Annotated in this window: 15 protein-coding genes; 8 read left to right on the plus strand and 7 right to left on the minus strand. The window is 51.8% G+C overall.

The window, feature by feature from the left end; translation table 11 throughout:
• Nucleotides 1-15 precede the first annotated feature (15 nt).
• On the plus strand, nucleotides 16-2,097 hold the full coding sequence (locus CLC93_RS11730; RefSeq protein WP_095506168.1) for an MtrB/PioB family decaheme-associated outer membrane protein: 2,082 nt from the start codon (nucleotides 16-18) through the stop codon (nucleotides 2,095-2,097).
• 43 nt (nucleotides 2,098-2,140) lie between these two features.
• On the opposite strand, the gene CLC93_RS11735 is transcribed toward CLC93_RS11730, so the two are convergent.
• On the minus strand, nucleotides 2,141-3,622 hold the full coding sequence (locus CLC93_RS11735; protein ID WP_095506169.1) for an MATE family efflux transporter: 1,482 nt from the start codon (nucleotides 3,620-3,622) through the stop codon (nucleotides 2,141-2,143).
• A gap of 96 nt (nucleotides 3,623-3,718) precedes the next feature.
• Between CLC93_RS11735 and CLC93_RS11740 the strand changes: the two genes are divergently transcribed.
• Nucleotides 3,719-4,573, plus strand: coding sequence for an outer membrane beta-barrel protein (locus CLC93_RS11740; RefSeq protein WP_095506170.1), 855 nt, complete (start codon nucleotides 3,719-3,721; stop codon nucleotides 4,571-4,573).
• A 37-nt stretch (nucleotides 4,574-4,610) separates the two neighbouring features.
• On the opposite strand, the gene cobB is transcribed toward CLC93_RS11740, so the two are convergent.
• Nucleotides 4,611-5,318, minus strand: a complete 708-nt coding sequence (gene cobB / locus CLC93_RS11745) for a Sir2 family NAD+-dependent deacetylase (RefSeq protein ID WP_245837154.1) — start codon at nucleotides 5,316-5,318, stop codon at nucleotides 4,611-4,613.
• Nucleotides 5,319-5,494: 176 nt separating this feature from the next.
• On the opposite strand from cobB, the gene fur reads away from it, so the two are divergent.
• The 4 genes from fur to pflA all read left to right on the plus strand — a co-directional run bounded on the left by fur (nucleotide 5,495) and on the right by pflA (nucleotide 10,221).
• Nucleotides 5,495-5,926 carry a ferric iron uptake transcriptional regulator gene (fur, locus tag CLC93_RS11750; RefSeq protein ID WP_095506172.1) on the plus strand — a complete coding sequence of 144 codons (432 nt, stop codon included), beginning with the start codon at nucleotides 5,495-5,497 and terminating at the stop codon, nucleotides 5,924-5,926.
• Nucleotides 5,927-6,045: 119 nt separating this feature from the next.
• Complete coding sequence (locus CLC93_RS11755; RefSeq protein ID WP_095506173.1) at nucleotides 6,046-6,882, plus strand: CvfB family protein; 837 nt, start codon at nucleotides 6,046-6,048, stop codon at nucleotides 6,880-6,882.
• Between the two features lie 314 nt (nucleotides 6,883-7,196).
• Nucleotides 7,197-9,479 carry a formate C-acetyltransferase gene (gene pflB, locus CLC93_RS11760; protein ID WP_095506174.1) on the plus strand — a complete coding sequence of 761 codons (2,283 nt, stop codon included), beginning with the start codon at nucleotides 7,197-7,199 and terminating at the stop codon, nucleotides 9,477-9,479.
• Nucleotides 9,480-9,486: 7 nt separating this feature from the next.
• Nucleotides 9,487-10,221, plus strand: a complete 735-nt coding sequence (gene pflA, locus CLC93_RS11765; protein WP_095506175.1) for a pyruvate formate lyase 1-activating protein — start codon at nucleotides 9,487-9,489, stop codon at nucleotides 10,219-10,221.
• Nucleotides 10,222-10,235: 14 nt separating this feature from the next.
• Here pflA and yfbV read toward each other — a convergent pair whose 3' ends face one another.
• Complete coding sequence (yfbV, locus tag CLC93_RS11770; protein ID WP_095506176.1) at nucleotides 10,236-10,676, minus strand: terminus macrodomain insulation protein YfbV; 441 nt, start codon at nucleotides 10,674-10,676, stop codon at nucleotides 10,236-10,238.
• 104 nt (nucleotides 10,677-10,780) lie between these two features.
• Here yfbV and CLC93_RS11775 point away from each other — a divergent pair, with 104 nt between their 5' ends.
• Nucleotides 10,781-11,974: an acetate kinase gene (locus CLC93_RS11775; protein WP_095506177.1), complete on the plus strand. Its 1,194-nt coding sequence runs from the start codon at nucleotides 10,781-10,783 to the stop codon at nucleotides 11,972-11,974.
• 11 nt (nucleotides 11,975-11,985) lie between these two features.
• Nucleotides 11,986-14,124: a phosphate acetyltransferase gene (gene pta / locus CLC93_RS11780; RefSeq protein WP_095506178.1), complete on the plus strand. Its 2,139-nt coding sequence runs from the start codon at nucleotides 11,986-11,988 to the stop codon at nucleotides 14,122-14,124.
• A gap of 60 nt (nucleotides 14,125-14,184) precedes the next feature.
• Here pta and CLC93_RS11785 read toward each other — a convergent pair whose 3' ends face one another.
• The 4 genes from CLC93_RS11785 to ggt form a co-directional block, all read right to left on the minus strand.
• Entirely contained in the window at nucleotides 14,185-15,321 is a 1,137-nt protein-coding gene (locus CLC93_RS11785; protein ID WP_095506179.1) for a glycerate kinase family protein, read from the minus strand.
• A gap of 16 nt (nucleotides 15,322-15,337) precedes the next feature.
• Entirely contained in the window at nucleotides 15,338-16,705 is a 1,368-nt protein-coding gene (locus CLC93_RS11790) for a GntP family permease (RefSeq protein WP_095506180.1), read from the minus strand.
• Between the two features lie 302 nt (nucleotides 16,706-17,007).
• Nucleotides 17,008-17,436, minus strand: a complete 429-nt coding sequence (locus tag CLC93_RS11795; RefSeq protein ID WP_095506181.1) for a hypothetical protein — start codon at nucleotides 17,434-17,436, stop codon at nucleotides 17,008-17,010.
• 4 nt (nucleotides 17,437-17,440) lie between these two features.
• Nucleotides 17,441-19,180, minus strand: coding sequence for a gamma-glutamyltransferase (gene ggt / locus CLC93_RS11800; RefSeq protein ID WP_095506182.1), 1,740 nt, complete (start codon nucleotides 19,178-19,180; stop codon nucleotides 17,441-17,443).
• Nucleotides 19,181-19,437 lie beyond the last annotated feature (257 nt).

The raw sequence follows: 19,437 nt of genomic DNA on the forward strand, positions 1-19,437 counted from the left end.
CAAGGAGAGTTACAGATGAAATTTAAACTCAATCTGATTACCTTGGCGGTGCTGGCTCACTCAGGCGCAGCGATTGCTAGCTTCGACTTGAGCCAAGCCAACACTGAAAAGGTCAAGTTCGACAAGTGGGCTTGTAAAGCCTGTAAAGTTGAACAAGGTGCCAGCGGCGATTTCGCCGTTGGCATGGGCAACAGCAACTCGGATGATGTTCGCAGTGCCAATGCCTTTGGTGTAAAAGATGGCGTGTTTGGCCGCTTAGACGCCGACATGCAGTACAACCGCGGTAACCACAGCGCGAGCTTTGAAGCCCGCGAGCTGGGTACCGAGCGCGGTGATGCCAAAATCAAGGCCGGCCGTAAAGGTACTGCCAACGTTGAGCTAGGTATTCGCCAAATCGCGACTTATCAAACTGACAAGGCACTGACGCCGTATCAAGGTGTGGGTGGTAACAACCTGACCCTGCCTGACAACTGGGTGCCTGCGGGCAACACAGGTGATATGAGCGAGCTGAACAACTCGCTACAACCTGTGACACTTAAGCTCAAGCGTCAGAAAGCCTTCATGGGTGCCGAGCTTCAAGGTGAAAAGCTTTGGAGCGCCTATGTGGATTACAGCCGCGAAGAGAAGACAGGTCTGAAAACCGCTTCTGGTGCTTTCTTTAACCAGTCGATGATGCTGGCCTCGCCAGTGGATTACACCACGGACTTGGTTGAAGCTGGCTTTAAGCTCAATGGTGACAACTGGTTTGGTGCCCTAACCTACAATGGTTCGCGCTTCCAAAACGGCAATTCACAGCTGACCTACGCCAACGCGTTTGTGCCGACTTTTGGCGGGCAAACTCAAGGTACTATGGCTTTGGCGCCAGACAACCAAGCGCACACCATTTCGGCCCTGGGCCAGGTGTCGTTGGGTAAAACCCATCTGTCTGGTCGTGTGAATCACACCAAGATGACCCAAAACCAAGATTACGTAACGACCAACTATCGTTATGACGTTCCGGCTCATTCGTTGGACGGCAAAGTTGACCTGACTCAGGCCAACTTTAAGCTGACCTCCCGCGTGTCTTCAGCTGTGCGCGTGCGCGCGGCTTACGACTACTCGGATCGCGATAACAAAACCAGCTCACTGCCTTATGACCAAGTCAGCATTGATAACGTCAACGGCCGAGTGGCTTACAACAAGCAATACGACATTCGTACTCAAAAGGTAAAACTGGCGACCGACGTGCGTATGGCTCAGGGACTTCGGGGTGAAGTGGGTTACGACTTCCGCAGCGATGAGCGCTCAAATCAAGAGCGCGAAAAGACCGATGAGCAGTCGCTTTGGGGTAAGTTGCGCTTTAACCGCATGGACAACTGGGACATGTGGGTTAAAGGTGGCTTTAGCGAGCGCGATGGTTCTGAGTATCAGGCCTCTGCACACACTTCTCGCGAGAACAACGCTCTGCTGCGCAAGTACTACCTTGCCGACCGCAGCCGTAAGTTCAGCGAAGTTCGTGTATCGCACACGCCATTGGAAAGCTTGAGCCTAGACGCGGGTTATCGCTACGCCCACGACGACTATAAGAGCACGGTAATTGGCCTAACCGAAGCGGATGACCAGTACTTTGATGTGAACGCCAGCTATGTCACCAGCAATGGTTTCAACGCATACGCTTTCTTCTCGCATCAAGAAATCGTCTCTGAGCAAGCCGGTAGCGCTATCTTCAGCACTCCGACTTGGACCAGCAAAGTCGAAGACAAGATTAAGTCGTATGGCGCCGGCATCTCTAAGGGCAATCTGTTAGACGACAGAATGCGCATTGGTCTGGATTACACCTTTAACGACTCTAAGTCTGACACTTTGGTGGTTAACGGTACGCCTAACCAGTACGGAGATTACTTCTCTAAAGTACACAACCTGAATGCCTACACCAGCTTCCAGGTTTCAGAGCGCGCCGCGCTGCGTTTGGACTACAAGATTGAACGCTACCGCGACACTAACTTTGCCAACGCGGGCACCACGCCAGATACCATCTGGAACGTAGTCACCTTTGGCGACCAACGCCATGACTACACAGCTCACTTGGTGATGTTAAGCTTGAACTACCGTCTGTAAATCGTCGGTTTCGAGTCAAAAAAAGCGTCTTAAGGCGCTTTTTTTATGTCGTTTTTTGTGTCGATTTGGAGGCTTCGTCGGCGATATCACAAGCGAGATCTGGGTCGGTTTCCTGCCCCATAATCGAGCGGTCAGAGCTAAGTGCAACCCCTGTATTGCTGGCGCTGGACAGCGGCTCGTCTTCTTCAGGCTCCGGCTCTTCGCACTCGCTAATCTTGTTGACCAAGGTATACGCTGCCCAAACGCCGGCGACACCAAACAAGGCGGCACCAATTGCCTGCCCCACCAAAACGCCAACCGCACCGCCCCACAAGCCGCCTAAATACACAAAGGGAATGGTACCCAAGGTGGCTTTACCTACATTAAACATGGTGGAGTATTTGGCTTTACCCAAATTGTTAAACGACGCATTGGCAATGAACAAAGCGCCGTTAAAGGCAAAGCTTATCGCAATGAACTGACAGAACACTTGGATTAAGTGAGCTGCATCGCCACTGACGTTAAACAGGGTGGATATCTGATTGTGGAACACAAATAACAACAAGCACATGCCCAGGACATAGTAGACACAAAACTTAAGTGAATCCGTGAGGGTTTGGCGGACTCTTTTATAGGATTGCGCACCGTAGTTTTGGCCGATGATCGGTCCTATCGCGCCAGATAGTGCGAAGATCATCCCAAAAGCTACCGGGATAATACGCCCGACTATCGCCCACCCAGCCACGTAACCATCGCCAAATTCCGCAATCGCACGAGTGGCAAAAGCGTTACCTATTGGCGTCGCAACATTGGTAATTATCGCAGGTCCAGCAATAGCCATGACTTTGCTGACATCTTCAACGAACAGCGCTGGCACCCATTTCACCAGTAGTCCGTGTTTAACCCACACCCCACGCAGTGACACAAACATCACGGTGAAACGCGCAAACACCGAGGCGACAGCCGCCCCTTCAATTCCCATGCTAAGACCAAAAATTAAGATGGGGTCGAGGATGGCATTAACCGCACCACCGGCCAAGGTAGAGTTCATCGACAATTTGGCATCGCCCACCGCGCGCAACGCGGCACCTAGTGCCATGGCCATACAGATCACCGGCATCGATGGCACCAAAATCACCAAATACTGACTGGCCAGAGTGTGGGTGTTGCCTTTGGCACCAATTAAAGACAGTAACTCATCAATGCTTAGGAATACGGCAACGGTCACCACCAGCGCAATGATTAAGGTCAGAACCAAGGCGTTGATAAGTAATCGTTGGGCGGTTTCTTTATCTTTCGCGCCAATATTGCGCGACACCAAAGCGCCGACCGCGATAGACAAACCAATCCCGACCGAGGTGGTAAAAAAGGAAATCGTCCCGGCGTAGCCCACAGCGGCCGCCAAATGCTCTTGCCCTAAAAGGCTTAAGAAGAACATGTCTAGCAGGTCAACCAGGAACAGCGCGGTAATGCCAACAGCGGCAGTTGAGCTCATCACTGCGATGTGTCGCATGATGGAGCCGGTAACGAACTTAGCTTGAACCATAATCCACGTTTAGTGTTTTAGCTTTGGATGGGATACTATCTTAAAATTAAACAAACACAACAAAAGCATAACATTGTTTTCGCAAAGGACGTTGCCATGAAAGTTTTATCCAGCTTAGTAGGACTTGCGCTGCTAGCTAGCACAGGCCAGGCACATGCTGTAGCCCGCGAACAAGGTTGGTCAGTAGGTCTTGGCGCCTTCTGGGCCAAAGTGGATTCCAAACTCAACGCTCGAGTCATAGGTCGCGAAGAGCCCTATCGAGTGGATTTAGAGAACGATTTAGCGCTGGAGCAAAGTAAAAACAGCCCTTTCATCGAAATCGCTTATGGCTTTAATGAGCGCCACAGCCTGTCACTGAACTACATCAACTTGAATCGAACGGGCTTTACCGAAGGCGTCACCCGCCCGTTTGACTTTACCCTAGGCGGAGTCGATTACAGTATTGGGGCTGCAGCTCAAATCACAACCAAGCTGGATATCGACATTTACCAGTTGATGTACGGCTATAGCTTCTACCCCACTGAAAACTCGCGTATCGCGTTAACCGCGGGCGCTCATATTATGCGATTCAATTTGGGCTTTAGTGGTGATATTCAGATTATCGACGCGATGAATCCAGATGACCGAGTCAACATTCCCATTACCGACGACGGTGTGGAAGGCAAAGCCACCGCACCGCTGCCGGACATTGGTGTCTATGGCAGCTACCAGTTGGCGCCAGACTGGTTGTTGGTGGGCAACGCCCAGTACTTTGCGATTAGCCTAGATAGTGTCTCTGGAGGTTTGGTGGATTTGCGTTTAGAGCTTAGCAAATACTTTACCGACAATTTCTCGGTGGGTTTGGCTTATCAGTATTATCAGGCTGAAGCCAAAGAGACTGGCTTCCTTGGAGAAATGGACGCGCGTTTCACCTACTGGGGTCCCGAGCTTAGCTTGCGCTACTTTTTCTAAAATAAAGGTGTAGAGGAAATTGCTGTATAGGAGCCCGCTACTGCGGGCTTTTTAGTATCTGTTCCACCAGCTCGACCACAGTTTCAGAAGCTCTACCATAGCGGGTTTGCTGGAATTGACTGGCTACTTGCGAAGGCTCGAGGTTGAGTTCAATGGTTTGCGCTCCCAGCTGATTGGCCAACTCCACAAAGCCTGCTGCAGGGTACACACTGCCGCTAGTACCGATAGAAATGAACAAATCACACTGGGCCAGTTCGTTCTCAATGCGCTCCATTTGCAGTGGCATTTCACCAAACCAAACAATGTGTGGACGCAGCGGGTAATGGGGAATGCAACAGGTGCAAACCGTACTTTCCGAAAAAGGTTCGGTTTTTGGAAATACTTGCTGACTCACTGGGCAACGAGCCTTTGTGAGCTGGCCGTGCATGTGAATCACGCGACGGCTGCCGGCGCGCTCGTGTAAGTCGTCTACGTTTTGGGTCACCAAGGTCACGCGACCTTGGTGCTCTGCCTCTAATCGAGCCAGCGCTTGGTGCGCCGCGTTTGGAGCGACATCGGCGTCTTTAAGCTGTTTCCAGCGAGCGTTATAAAACTCGCGAACCAGCTGTGGATTTGCTTGATAGCCCTCTGGAGTGGCCACCGCTTCAATCGGATGATTCTCCCAAAGTCCGTCTTGATCTCGAAAAGTCTTCAAGCCAGATTCCGCTGAAATCCCTGCGCCGGTCAGAATGACGATATTAGCCAATGTGTGGTCCCCTTTTATACTGCCACACCCATTGTGGCGAAAATCCACCAACATGGGAAGCCGACCACGAAACACTGTGATAACGCTTTCAGTTTTAGACTTTTTCTTTATAATGAATCCACTAAAAGGTGCCGACGGGTTGCCTTAATTCACCAGGCGAAAATAAGAGACGGACTATGACAGACGGAAATCAGGCCTTAAAAAAAGCCGGTCTGAAAATCACCCTGCCCCGAATTAAGATTTTGGAGCTTCTGGAGCAACCTAGCAATCAGCACATCAGTGCAGAAGACCTTTACAAACTACTGCTGGATCAAGGCGAAGAAATTGGTTTAGCCACCGTGTATCGCGTACTTAACCAGTTTGATGACGCTGGTATCGTTACTCGACACCACTTCGAAAGCGGCAAAGCCGTGTTTGAACTTTCCTCGCAAAAACACCACGATCACCTAGTCTGCCTAGATTGCGGCAAAGTGATTGAGTTTAGCGACGACATTATCGAAGAACGTCAAAACCAGATCGCCGCCAAACACAATATCAAACTGACCAACCACAGCTTGTATTTGTACGGTTCGTCAATCGACGGCAAATGCGACCACAACGACGACTGAGTCGAAATCACTCCAAATAAAGGCTTACCTCAGGTAAGCCTTTGTTTTTTGCCTTGACACTCAGCCCTTGCAGCCTACAATCTGCCTCCCAATCTGTTCTCAGGCAACAAGGTGTAACCATGGCTCAACTCGGCCGCTTCAATTTACTTTCAGTGGTGGAAGAAACCGCGCAAGGCTTGTATTTAGACGCCGGCGAACTCGGTGATATTTTGCTGCCCAATCGCTACGTGCCGCAAAACTCGGCCATTGGCGATCGCCTCCAAGTGTTCATTTACCTTGATTCCGAAGACAGATTACTGGCCACCACAGAAAAGCCACTGGCCCAACTGGGTGACTTTGTGTCGCTCAAAGTAGTCGATGTCAATAAAGCGGGCGCTTTTTTGGACTGGGGCTTACCCAAAGACCTATTGCTTCCGTTTGGTGAGCAGTTGCGCCCCTACGAAGTAGGCCAGCGAGTCTTGGTTCACCTTTATCAGGACCGCGCCAGCCAGCGTATTTGTGCGTCTGCCAAGCTCAACAAGTTTTTGGATAAAACCCCACCACCCTACGAGACAGGTGAAGCGGTTGAGCTAATCATTGCCGGTCGAACTGACCTTGGTCAAAAAGCCATTATCAATAAAAGCCACTGGGGTGTGATTTTTCACGAAGAGGTTTATCAAAAGCTTTACCCGGGCATGAAGGTAAAGGGTTTTGTCCAAAAAGTACGCCGCGACGACAAAATCAATCTCACTCTTACCGAGCCCGGTTACGGCAAAATTGAAACACTAACGCAACAAGTGCTAACAAACCTACAGAAAAACGATGGGTTTATGGCGGTTACCGATAAAAGTGACCCGGCGCTTATCAAGCGTTTGTTTGGCTGTTCGAAAAAATCGTTCAAGCAAGCCATTGGCAGCCTTTATAAGCAACAACAAATAGTTATTGAACCTTCCGGCATTCGTCTCATCTCTAAGTAACTCCTCACATAAGGCGAGCGCTAAGACACATTGCTCGCCTTGTGCCTCTGCTTTAATGGCCTTAAAGGTCGTTTAACACCACGGTTTAAAAAATTCGATCCAGCGCTCAATGCGCAGCTCGATAAGCGTGTTATACTATTTACTAAAATTGGTCTTACCAATTTACCGTCATTCAAAAAAGCGATTTTGAAGTGGAGATAAATCGCTTGGGCAATGATGTCGTAGCCGCCAGCTTTCTAAATTTAGCGCGGCTGCTATGGTTAGTTAGGGCACAGCCCTTCACCCGTGATTTCGTTATATTAAGGTACGAAGCGATGACAGTGACGCAAGAAGTATATGCACAAGCTTGGCGTGAATTTACCCCTGGTGATTGGAAAGAAGCGGTAAACGTTCGCGATTTCATTCAAACCAATTACACTCCTTACCACGGCGACGAATCGTTTCTAGCCGACGCCACCGACGCCACCACCACTTTGTGGGCAAAAGTGATGGAAGGCATTAAGAAAGAAAACGCCACCCTAGCCCCAGTCGACTTCGACACTGACGTTATCTCTACCATTACCTCCCACGCCCCCGGCTATATCAATCAAGATTTAGAAACCATTGTTGGCTTACAAACTGATGCACCGCTTAAGCGCGCGGTCATGCCAAACGGTGGTGTGCGCATGGTGGAAGGTTCGTGCAAAGCCTATGGTCGCACCCTAGACCCACAGATTTCTAAGATTTACAGCGAATACCGCAAAACCCACAACCAGGGCGTATTTGACGTTTATACTCCAGACATTCTGCGCTGCCGCAAATCTGGCGTACTGACTGGTTTGCCAGATGCGTACGGCCGTGGTCGTATTATTGGTGACTACCGTCGCGTTGCTCTGTACGGCATCGACTTCTTGATGCAAGACAAGCTAAACCAATTCCACTCGACTCAAGCAGACCTAGAAACTGGTCAAGACGTGCAGGCTGTGATTCAGCTGCGCGAAGAGATTGCCGAGCAGCACCGTGCACTTGGTCAGCTGAAAGAAATGGCCGCCAGCTATGGTTTCGACATCTCCAAGCCTGCGCAAAACGCTAAAGAAGCGGTTCAGTGGACCTACTTTGCCTACCTGGCTGCGGTTAAGAGCCAAAACGGTGCCGCGATGTCATTGGGTCGTGTATCGACTTTCCTAGACATCTACTTTGAGCGCGACTTGCAAGCGGGTGCAATTACCGAATCTGAAGCGCAAGAGATGATGGACCACTTTGTGATGAAGTTGCGTATGGTTCGCTTCCTTCGTACCCCAGAGTACGACGAATTGTTCTCGGGCGACCCAATCTGGGCGACTGAATCGGTTGCCGGTATGGGCGTTGACGGTCGCACTTTGGTGACCAAGTCGAGCTTCCGTATTCTGCACACCCTTTACACCATGGGTCCAAGCCCAGAGCCAAACATTACTGTGCTTTGGTCTGAGCAACTGCCTACCCCATTTAAAAAGTACTGCGCCAAGGTCTCCATCGACACCAGCTCAATCCAGTATGAGAACGACGATTTGATGCGTCCGGACTTCAACAACGATGACTATGCTATCGCTTGTTGTGTAAGCCCGATGATCGTTGGTAAGCAAATGCAGTTCTTTGGTGCTCGCGCCAACCTTGGTAAGACCTTGTTATACGCTATCAACGGTGGTGTGGACGAGAAGTCAAAAGCCCAAGTGGCACCTGTGTCAGACAAGCTCACCGATGGTGTGTTGGACTACGACGCTGTGATGGCCAAGCTAGACCCACTAATGGACTGGTTAGCCACTCAATACGTGACTGCGCTGAACACCATTCACTTCATGCACGACAAATACGCCTACGAGTCAATTCAGCTAGCCCTGCACGACCGTGACGTAGAGCGCACCATGGCTTGTGGTATTGCTGGTCTGTCGGTTGCCGCTGACTCACTGTCTGCGATTAAGTACGCCAAGGTTACTCCGGTACTTGACGACGATGGTATTGCGACCGACTTCAACATCGAAGGCGATTATCCTAAGTTCGGTAACAACGACGCTCGTGTTGATGACATTGCGGTGGATTTGACCGAACGCTTTATGAGCAAGATTCGCAACATCAAAACCTATCGCAACGCGACGCACACTCAGTCAATTCTGACCATTACCTCAAACGTAGTTTACGGTAAGAAGACAGGTAACACGCCAGATGGTCGCCCTGCAGGCGCACCCTTTGCACCTGGTGCCAACCCGATGCACGGCCGCGACCAAAAAGGCGCGATTGCCTCGCTGACTTCGGTGGCCAAACTGCCCTTCTCGCACGCCAAAGATGGTATCTCGTACACCTTCTCTATCGTGCCAAACGCACTGGGTAAAGACGACGACAGCCGTCGTGGCAACCTAGCCGCACTGATGGACGGTTACTTTAAGCATGACGATCGCGTTGAAGGTGGTCAGCACCTAAACGTGAACGTTCTGAATCGCGAAATGCTGATGGACGCGGTAGAGAATCCAGAGAAGTACCCGCAACTGACCATTCGTGTGTCCGGTTACGCGGTACGCTTTAACGCTCTGACTGCCGAACAGCAGAAAGACGTTATCACTCGGACTTTCACCGAGTCGGTATAAGGCCGCTATGCTAGGTCGCATACACTCAACGGAATCCTGTGGCACGGTCGACGGGCCCGGGATCCGTTTTATTGTGTTTATGCAAGGCTGCCTAATGCGTTGCCAGTATTGTCACAACCGCGACTCTTGGGCGTTGGACGATGGCAAGCTGGTCAGTGTCGACGAGCTGATGGAGCAAATCCTCAGCTATCGACACTTTTTTGAAGCCTCGGGAGGCGGTATCACCGCCTCTGGTGGCGAAGCCATATTGCAAGTGGAGTTTTTGGTAGAGCTGTTTAAGCGAGTCAAAGCGGAAGGACTGCACACTTGCTTGGATACCAATGGATTCGCGCGCCATTACACGCCGGCGCTGGACGAGTTGTTATCGCTCACCGATTTAGTGCTGTTGGACATCAAGCAGATGGACGACGACAAGCACATAGCACTTACCCAAGTCAGCAACAAACGAACCCTGCAATTTGCCGAATACCTGGCCAAGCTCAATCAACCTACTTGGATTCGCTACGTGGTCGTGGACGGTTTCACCGACGATGTCGACAGCGCCGAAGCCTTGGCTGAATTCATCGCCCCCATGAAAAATGTAGAGCAGGTTGAGTTATTGCCCTATCACGAACTGGGCAAGCACAAATGGCAGGCACTGGGACTGGACTACCCGTTAGACGGAGTTAAGCCACCGAGTGGCGACACCATGAAACGCATCCTAGGGGTGTTTGAAGCCAAAGGGCTTAAAGCGCGTTATTGACACAAGCGGCGTCGCTAAAGATCGTCGAGGAAATTGTCATCCAAACACACCAGTGCTTGGTTGAGGATACAAGCTAGGTCTAAATAACAAGCGCCATATCGAAAAGCCGGCGCCTCATGCCCGGCCTCACGCATGCGTTGCTGCAACTGCTGGCACCAAGCGTACACAGACAAAGGAAGCGGGTGGCGTGCGCGCCAGCCCAACCACAATAAGCCCTGCATGGGCAGACTCAGGATTAACAAGGCCATGGCAAGGGCTTGGGGCAATTGCTCCAGACCAAACACGCTGACATGGCCAAAAGCCACCAACACAGCCACGGCGGGCAAGTATCGCATGGCAAATTGAGTGGCTTTGATAACCCGATATTCGGGAAATGAGGACGCCAGAGCTTTCAACATCGGCCAAGTGGCCATGTAGCGCTGCCCCTCGGAAAACAAACTAGAAAACGCGTTCATAACGCAACCTTAGCACAAAGCACAGGCTCAGCTAAGCTTGAACGCAACAGACAGAGCTTTTTCGCGCATTCTAGTGAATGCCTGAATCAATCAAAGAGGTCAATATGAGTCAACAACTGGTACTAGTACTGAATTGCGGTAGCTCATCGCTGAAATTCGCTGTGATCGACGCCGCCACCGGCGACGATTTAATCTCAGGCCTAGCCGAGTGTTTCGCGTTGGAAGATGCCCGCATCAAGTGGAAAGCGTCTGGCCAAAAAGACAGCGCCGATTTGCCGCCTTTTAGTGCTCACCGCGAAGCTGTTGAGTTTATTGTCGACAAAGTACTGGGCGCTCACCCAGAGCTGTCGGCCGGCATCAAAGCTATTGGCCATCGCGTGGTACACGGTGGTGAGAAGTTTAGCGAATCCGTACAAATTACCGACGACGTCATCAAGGGTATTGAAGCCTGCGCCACTTTGGCGCCGCTGCACAATCCAGCGCATCTAATTGGTATTCGTGCCGCTCAGGCCTCATTCCCCGACCTGCCACAAGTGGCGGTGTTCGATACCGCGTTTCATCAAACCATGCCAGAAAAAGCGTATGTCTACGCCCTGCCGTACAAGCTTTATCGAGAGAACAGCGTACGTCGCTACGGCATGCACGGTACCAGCCACAAGTTCATTACCCAAGAAACCGCACGTACCCTGGGCAAAAGTGAGAGTGAGACCAACTTGATTTGTTGCCACTTGGGCAATGGTGCCTCGGTAGCGGCGGTGAAAAACGGTCAATGCGTCGATACCTCGATGGGCCTGACCCCACTAGAAGGACTGGTAATGGGCACACGCTGTGGCGACCTTGACCCTAGTATCATCTTCCATTTGGTCGACCAACTGGGCTACACCCTGGATGAAGTACAGCAAATGCTCAACAAGCAATCGGGGCTTTTGGGGATCAGCGAGCTGACCAATGATTGTCGCGACATTGAAGAAGGCTACGAAAAGGGCCACAAAGGTGCGACCTTGGCGCTGGAAATCTTCTGCTACCGACTGGCCAAGTACATTGGCAGTTACGCTGTGGCGCTCGACCGCATTGACGCTTTAGTATTTACTGGCGGTATTGGCGAGAATTCGGCGTTGATTCGCGCTAAAGTCATCAATCAGTTGAGTATTTTGGGTTATAAACTAGACGAGGCCGGCAATAACGCGGCTTGCTTTGGCGCATCTGGAGTGATTACCGCCGAAGGTGCTACCAAGGCCATGGTGATCCCCACCAACGAAGAGTGGGTTATCGCCTCCGACGCTATCAACCTGATTTAAGGGGCGCATTAATGAAGCGTAATATTATTCTGGTTCCGGTTGGCTCTGACGTAGGTTTGACCTCTATCAGTCTGGGCATGGTTCGAGCGCTTGAACGTCAGGGGATTAAAGTCCAGTTCTTCAAGCCCATCTCTCAGTTGCGCGAAGGGGATATTGGCCCAGAGCGCTCCACCACGATTTTGGCCACCTCGCCTACCATTAGCCCACTTGAGCCTTTCTCAATGGACTATGTGGAAGAGCGCATTGGTGCCAATGAGATGGACATCATGCTCGAAGAGATCATCGCCCGCGCCCAAACTGTGCAAAGCGAGTGCGAAGTGCTGGTGCTTGAAGGCTTGGTGCCGACCCGCTCGCACCCTTACGCCAAGTACGTCAATGAAAACGTCGCCAGCGCACTAGACGCAGATATTGTATTCGTCACCTCTGGTGGTGGCTCAGATCCCGCTGATGTGTCCGCGCGATTGGAGATGGCCTACAACACTTGGGGTGGGCGCTCGAACAAACGTTTGCTTGGCACTATTGTCAACAAGGTTGGTCAACCGGCGGTAACTCCTACCAATCTGCAACCGGATACCGGTGAGGTGTTTGACGAGTCCAACATGGAGTTTGTGGCAGTGTCCGAGCAGTTCGCCCTTTCTGAGCGATGCCCGGTACCGCTGCTTGGTGCTATCCCTTTCCATACTGACATGCGCGCACCCCGTGCTTCAGACTTGGCCAAGCATTTAAACGTACAGATTTTGAATGCCGGTGAGATGAACACTCGCCGTCTGCGTCGCACCTCGTTCTGCGCCCGCTCTGTGCCTTACATGGTGAACCACATTGCTGCCGATACTTTGTTGGTGACCTCAGGCGATCGCTCCGATGTGCTGGTTGCGGCCTGCTTGGCTGCGATGAATGGCGTCAAAGTCGGCGCTATCTTGCTGACCAGTGGTTTACACCCAGAGCCGCAGATCATGGAGCTTTGCGAGCAAGCGTTGGCCACCGGCTTACCTGTCTTTTTAGTCCAGTCCAACACTTGGCAAACCGCTCTGCACTTGCAGAACTTCAACAACGAAGTGCCAGTGGACGATGCCGTGCGCATTGAGTTTATGCAAGACTATGTAGCCAGCTGTATCGACGAGAACTTTGTCACCGGTATTGCTCAAGGCAGTGCTCGTGCGCGTCGTTTATCACCTTCGGCATTCCGCTATCAGTTGACCGAATTGGCCCGCGCCGCCAAAAAACGCGTGGTATTGCCAGAAGGCGACGAGCCGCGCACCGTGCAAGCGGCTGCAATTGCTGCAGAGCGTGGCATCGCTCAGTGTGTGCTGCTTGGCGATCCCGCTGAAATCGAGCGCGTTGCCGCTGCGCAAGGTGTTACGCTTGGGCCTGGGGTTGAGATTGTCGATCCGCAAAGCATTCGCGAACAATACGTGGCGCCTATGGTTGAGCTGCGCAAGCACAAAGGCCTAGAAGAAGTCGTCGCTCGTGAGCAACTGGAAGACAACGTAGTGCTTGGTACCATGATGTTGCAGCAAGACCACGTAGACGGCTTGGTTTCTGGCGCGGTTCACACCACCGCCAATACCATTCGTCCGGCCCTGCAGTTGATTAAAACCGCACCCAATTCCAACTTGGTATCCTCTGTGTTCTTTATGCTGTTGCCGGATCAAGTACTGATTTACGGTGATTGTGCGATTAACCCAGACCCTACCTCAGAGCAGCTGGCTGACATTGCTATTCAAAGCGCCGAGTCGGCCAAAGCCTTTGGGATTGAACCAAGAGTGGCGATGATCAGCTACTCCACCGGCTCATCTGGCTCGGGTTCCGACGTTGAGAAGGTTCGCCAAGCCACCGAGCTGGCGCAAAAAGCCCGTCCGGATCTAGTGATCGATGGCCCGCTGCAATACGACGCTGCAGTAATGCCAAATGTGGCTGCATCTAAAGCGCCAGATAGCCCAGTAGCCGGTAAAGCCACTGTGTTCGTATTCCCCGACCTAAACACGGGTAACACCACCTACAAGGCGGTACAGCGAAGCGCAGACCTGATCAGTATCGGTCCTATGCTGCAAGGTTTAGGCAAACCGGTGAACGACTTGAGCCGAGGTGCTTTGGTGGACGATATCGTTTACACCATCGCGCTAACTGCGATTCAAGCGGATCAGCAATAAGCTCTGAAGCAAAAAAAACGCCGACTCCACAGAGTCGGCGTTTTCATATAAAAGACAAAATTAGCGAGATAAGCGCATCGCGCGCGCTAGGTTTTCAGCGCAACGTTCGAGATTAATTGCGCCATCGGCAAGAGCTTGCTCTAAGCTCATCGCCCCTGGAACCACATCGAACACTGCATCAATGCCGTGCTCATAAACCGCTTCGGCGCCATCGCCGACGCTGCCGCAAATCGCAATCACAGGAATGCCAAGTTCACGTGCATGGCGCGCCACCCCAACCGGAGTTTTACCAAACACGGTTTGCGCATCAATTCGACCTTCTCCGGTTACCACCAAGTCCACCCCCTTAAGGCGCTCTTTCAGGCTAACCGCGTCGGTCACAATGTCGATGCCAGGGCGCAACTGGGCTTGAGTGAAGGCCAACAAACCCGCCCCCATTCCACCTGCGGCGCCCGCTCCGGCGATATTGGCCACATTTGGCCCGCCGCATTGAGATACAACCTTGGCAAACTGCATCAGAGCTTTGTCCAGTTGCTCGACCATAGCGTCATTTGCGCCCTTTTGTGGGCCAAACACAGCACTAGCGCCTCGTGCGCCACAAAGCGGGTTATCCACGTCGCATGCCACCTGTAGTTCAACTTTGGCAAGACGCGGATCCAGCGAACTGGCATCCACTTTGGCCAGCTGAGACAGTGCCGCTCCGCCTGGAGGCAGGAGTTTGCCATCGGCATCAATGAACTTCACCCCAAGTGCGGCCAACATGCCACGCCCAGCGTCATTGGTGGCACTGCCACCCAAGCCGATAATCAGTTTCGACACGCCTTTGTTTAACGCATCGACAATCAGCTCGCCTGTACCAAAAGACGAAGCCACCAAGGGATTGCGCTGGCGACGCTCCACCAGGTGAAGGCCTGAAGCTTCCGCCATTTCGATGACCGCGGTGTCTCCTTGGTCAATCAGGCCGTAGCGAGCACTGACGGGCTCGCCCATCGGGCCGCGAACGGTTTTTTGACAAAATTCACCATGGCTAGCATCCACTAAGGATTGCACCGTCCCCTCGCCGCCGTCAGCCACTGGCAGCAGTTGATAGTTGGCATCGGGCCAAACTTTCATTAAACCTTTTTGAATGGCTTGAGACACCTGCATAGCGGTCAAGCTTTCTTTAAAAGAGTCCGGAGCAATCAGTATAGAATTCATCAATTCTCACTCGTTGTTACAGTAGCACCAAGCTGAGGATATACACCGCAATCATAGCTGTCACACCTTGCACCAAGGTCGCCATGGTGTGAGCGCGGTAAGCCAGTGACACATTCATCTTACTGAACTGTGATACTACCCAGAAGAAACTGTCGTTTGCATGAGAAACTGTCATCGCACCAGCGCCAATCGCCATCACGCATAATACCCGGCCCATTTCAGAGTCTAGTCCGAGTTCGGCCATTAAAGGCGCCACAAGAGCAGAAGTTGTCACTAAGGCAACGGTAGACGAGCCCTGTGCCGATTTAAGCGCTGCCGCCACAACGAATGGCATGAAGATGCCAATACCCAAGGCAGACAAGGTCGATCCCAAGTACTCACCGATTGGAGTGGCTTTTAGTACCGCACCAAAGGCACCACCTGCACCTGTGATCAATAGAATTGGCGCAGCAACCGTAAGACCTTCACCAATGCGCTTAGACAAAACTTCGGCGCGATTGTTTTGCTCATCGCTCTTAAGCAGACCCAAAGCCACAAGCAGACCAACCAACAAAGCATTAAGCGGCTGACCAAAGAAAGCAAACACATCGGCCACAACACCCTCGCCCAACGGCGCAGATGGGAAGTTAGCAATTGAGCCTAGGCAGATAAGCAGAATTGGAACAAAAATTGGCGCAAACGCCATGCCCGCAGACGGCAGCACGCCGTAGCTGTCTTTGATGCGCTGGTACTCGGCCATGACTTCTTCAGAAGACTGTGGATCTTCTTCGTCACGCTGAGTGTCTTTGAAGCGGTTGGCCCAAAACAGTCCCGCAAGCGTGGCCACAGCGGCAACCACAATACCCATGGCAATCACTAAGCCCAAGTTAGACTCAAGGCCTAAGTTACCCGCAGCAGCAATCGGACCTGGGGTTGGTGGGATAAAGGTGTGAGTGGCGTACAAACCACAAGCCAACGCCACACTCATGGCCACCGGTGATACCAGCATGCGCTTGGCCATAGACTCTTTCAGCGAGTTCAGAATCACAAAGCCTGAATCGCAGAAAACGGGTACCGATACAATGTAACCGATAATCGCCATGGTCAGGGTTGGAAAACGGTCACCCAGCACGCGCACAACCGCGTCGGCCATGGTAATTGCCGCTCCGCTCTTTTCGAGAATCACACCAATAATGGTACCCAGCACAATCACTAGACCGATGTAACCCAGAATACCGCCAAAACCACCGGTAATGGTGGAGGCAATTTCTGCAGGTTCAAGTCCGTAGGCAAAGGCGGCCAAATAAGAGGCCAACAACAGGGTTAGAAAGGCGTGTAGTTTGTATTTTGACGCAGCCACAACAATGAAGGTGACAACGGCCAGAAGTATCAGGATGAGATCCACAACAGGCTCCGATTTTGTAATCGACGACTAACTTACATTAGTTGAGAGTAATAAAGCGGCCAATGTTAATCGAATTTGTTAGTGAACACACGCGCGCTGAGACGGAACAACGCGGTTTTTTGAGCTATCCCACAGTCCTTTGATCTGGATCTTGTTTCGCGCAGTTTTTCAAAACCGAAAAGTTTTGCTTGACTCGTGGGTGGTAAAAAATAATCACCAATTTTTAACTTTGATATTCATGCACTTACGGAGTTTCGCCAAAACTGTAAACACACTTGTCCACAGATTTTGTGGATAACTTGTCAGCCGTTGATATCGTGAATATCCATTTCAACTTTGGTGACATACCAGTAACCATTGATCCGGTTTAGCTCTAGCGTTCTATCGTCTAAGCGACGCTCAAAGTCCAAATCTCCCTCCAGCTTAACCGTGACCTGAATGTCCTTGTCGCTCAACCGAAAAAAGTCGATGCCTACGTCGCCAATCATCAATTCGGCATTGTTCATCCGCAGACCAAGTACGTGCCTTTGTACACTGGACGGAAGGCGGTAATGAGCCAGTAACTCTTTGAGTTCATCGGACACAAATTCGCTGGCAAGCTGAGTGTTTTGCTGGACATAGATCGCATCCAAAAACGCAATCGCCACTTGCTCTGGAGTCATTTCAGCACGAGGATCTTTGGGCTGACAACCCAAGCTCAACAAAGCCACTAACAACAGCAATAATCGCATAGGGTTACTCCGCTACCACCAAGCCTTCACGGCGTGGATCCGCGCTGCCGAACCAGCGCCCATCTTTGAATTGAATCGCCTGAATGCCGGAATTCAACGGCACCACTCGTACCTTGTGTCCCATTTGCTCAAGCTGTGGCTGTAACTTCTCAAGACCAGTGTCGACTTCAAGCGCGGTGTAATCGTTGCGGTTGGTGACTCTGGGCAGGGCCATCACCTGATCCAAAGGCAGTTGCCAGTCCAAACTGGCGATGACTGCCTGAGCCACGTAATTGATAATTCGGCTACCGCCGGGCGAACCCACAGCCAATATGGGTTGGCCTTTATCGTCAAATACTATGGTCGGCGCCATTGAGCTACGGGGCCGTTTACCCCCTTGCAGTCGATTGGCCACGGTAATATCGCCACTGTCTGCTGACAGAGTAAAGTCAGTCAATTGATTGTTTAGTAAAAAGCCACCGACCATCACACTAGAGCCAAAGCCCATTTCGATTGAGCTGGTCAGACTCACTAGGTTGCCTTCGCTGTCTTTGAACACCATATGGCTAGTGGATGGCAGTTCAAACGCCTTCGCGCTGACGTAAATCCCTTGAGAAATGCCCGCCCGTCGAACGCCTCCGTCTTTAGCCTGATCAATTAGCTGCCAGCGGGATTTGAGGTATTGGGGGTCAAGCATTTGCTCAATCGGAGTGTCGTTGAAATCTGGGTCAGCGACGAACTTGTTGCGATCCGCGTAGGCTAAGCGGGACGCCTGTGAGAACCAATGGACAAACTCAAGCCCATTCACCGGCATGCTGGCTACATCCTGGTGAGCCAGAATGCCCAGTATCTGAGCAATGGTCACTGCGCCGGAAGAAGGCGGTCCCATGCCGCATACCGAAAACTGGCGATAATCACCGCACAAAGGTTCACGCCAGCGCACTTGATAGTCTGCCATGTCGGTTAAACTCAAGCGCCCAGGGTAGTCTGGGTCGTTTTGTACCGCGGTCACTATCTGTTTTGCCAACTGCCCCTGATAAAAGCCCGCAGGACCGTAATTGGCTACCAAACGCAAACTCTCGGCCAGCTCCGGGTTTTTCAGCTGGTGCCCAATCGCCAAAGGCTCGCCCTTGGGGTAAAAGTAATCGGCCGCAGCGCCGTCCCGCTCAAATCCCGGGTGAATACGAGCCGCCAGTAACTTGTGTAAACGCGGGGATACTGCAAAGCCATCGATGGATTTTTGGATGGCTGGCTGAAAGCTGGCTTTCCACGGCAGTTTGCCCCAGCGCTGGTGCGCATCCCAAAGCCCCTGTACCGCGCCGGGTACGCCGACGCTACGTCCGCCGACAATCGCCTGACGCCAAGTGCTGCGCTTGCCATCGGCTTCGACGTACTGGCTGGCATCGGCGCTCATGGGGGCTGTTTCACGAGCATCTAGTGTGTGTAATTTTTTGGCTTTGGCGTCCCAAAACATCATGAAAAAGCCGCCGCCAATCCCAGATGACTGAGGCTCTGTAAGCGTCAGCATAGTCTGGGCCGCAATGGCAGCATCAATTGCGCTACCGCCATTTCGCAGCTGCTCGGCTGCCGCTTGCGAGGCGTGAGGATTAGCGGTAGCGGCCAGCCATTGTTTGCCCTCGACTAAGCGAACCGTTTGGATCCCGGTGGCTGCCTCCGGCTCGCCGACTTCTAGCGGAGTTTTGGCTAAGACTGATTGACTTAGGCCGATTAGGCAAAGGGAAAGAACCCAGGGAGTGAAACGCACAACGCACCTTTGTTGTTAGTTATTCGATGGCATGCCGTCCATTCTGCAAAGGCGCAAAAAAAATAGCAACCGCGCAGGGTTGCTATTCTTGGTTGGCTTAACAAAGCCAAGGCAATCGCAAATTAGCTGCGGCGGCCCAATTGATAACGAATCAAATAGTATGGCAAACGCTCGTTCATGGCGACTTCCTACTAATTGTGATTAAACAGTGTGCCTAGTTTAGCTAACTTGGCACGCAAAAGCTTTCCTTTTTGAAA

It is taken from the genome of Paraferrimonas sedimenticola (assembly GCF_002282855.1).
Lineage (GTDB): Bacteria > Pseudomonadota > Gammaproteobacteria > Enterobacterales > Shewanellaceae > Paraferrimonas > Paraferrimonas sedimenticola.

What these genes read in the sequence shown, in the direction of transcription:
- CLC93_RS11735 (WP_095506169.1), bottom strand. Translation starts at nt 3,622, where the DNA reads ATGGTTCAAGCTAAGTTCGTTACCGGCTCCATCATGCGACACATCGCA.
- pta (WP_095506178.1), top strand. Translation starts at nt 11,986, where the DNA reads ATGAAGCGTAATATTATTCTGGTTCCGGTTGGCTCTGACGTAGGTTTG.
- CLC93_RS11740 (WP_095506170.1), top strand. Translation starts at nt 3,719, where the DNA reads ATGAAAGTTTTATCCAGCTTAGTAGGACTTGCGCTGCTAGCTAGCACA.
- fur (WP_095506172.1), top strand. Translation starts at nt 5,495, where the DNA reads ATGACAGACGGAAATCAGGCCTTAAAAAAAGCCGGTCTGAAAATCACC.
- pflB (WP_095506174.1), top strand. Translation starts at nt 7,197, where the DNA reads ATGACAGTGACGCAAGAAGTATATGCACAAGCTTGGCGTGAATTTACC.
- CLC93_RS11755 (WP_095506173.1), top strand. Translation starts at nt 6,046, where the DNA reads ATGGCTCAACTCGGCCGCTTCAATTTACTTTCAGTGGTGGAAGAAACC.
- pflA (WP_095506175.1), top strand. Translation starts at nt 9,487, where the DNA reads ATGCTAGGTCGCATACACTCAACGGAATCCTGTGGCACGGTCGACGGG.
- yfbV (WP_095506176.1), bottom strand. Translation starts at nt 10,676, where the DNA reads ATGAACGCGTTTTCTAGTTTGTTTTCCGAGGGGCAGCGCTACATGGCC.
- CLC93_RS11775 (WP_095506177.1), top strand. Translation starts at nt 10,781, where the DNA reads ATGAGTCAACAACTGGTACTAGTACTGAATTGCGGTAGCTCATCGCTG.
- CLC93_RS11785 (WP_095506179.1), bottom strand. Translation starts at nt 15,321, where the DNA reads ATGAATTCTATACTGATTGCTCCGGACTCTTTTAAAGAAAGCTTGACC.
- CLC93_RS11730 (WP_095506168.1), top strand. Translation starts at nt 16, where the DNA reads ATGAAATTTAAACTCAATCTGATTACCTTGGCGGTGCTGGCTCACTCA.
- CLC93_RS11795 (WP_095506181.1), bottom strand. Translation starts at nt 17,436, where the DNA reads ATGCGATTATTGCTGTTGTTAGTGGCTTTGTTGAGCTTGGGTTGTCAG.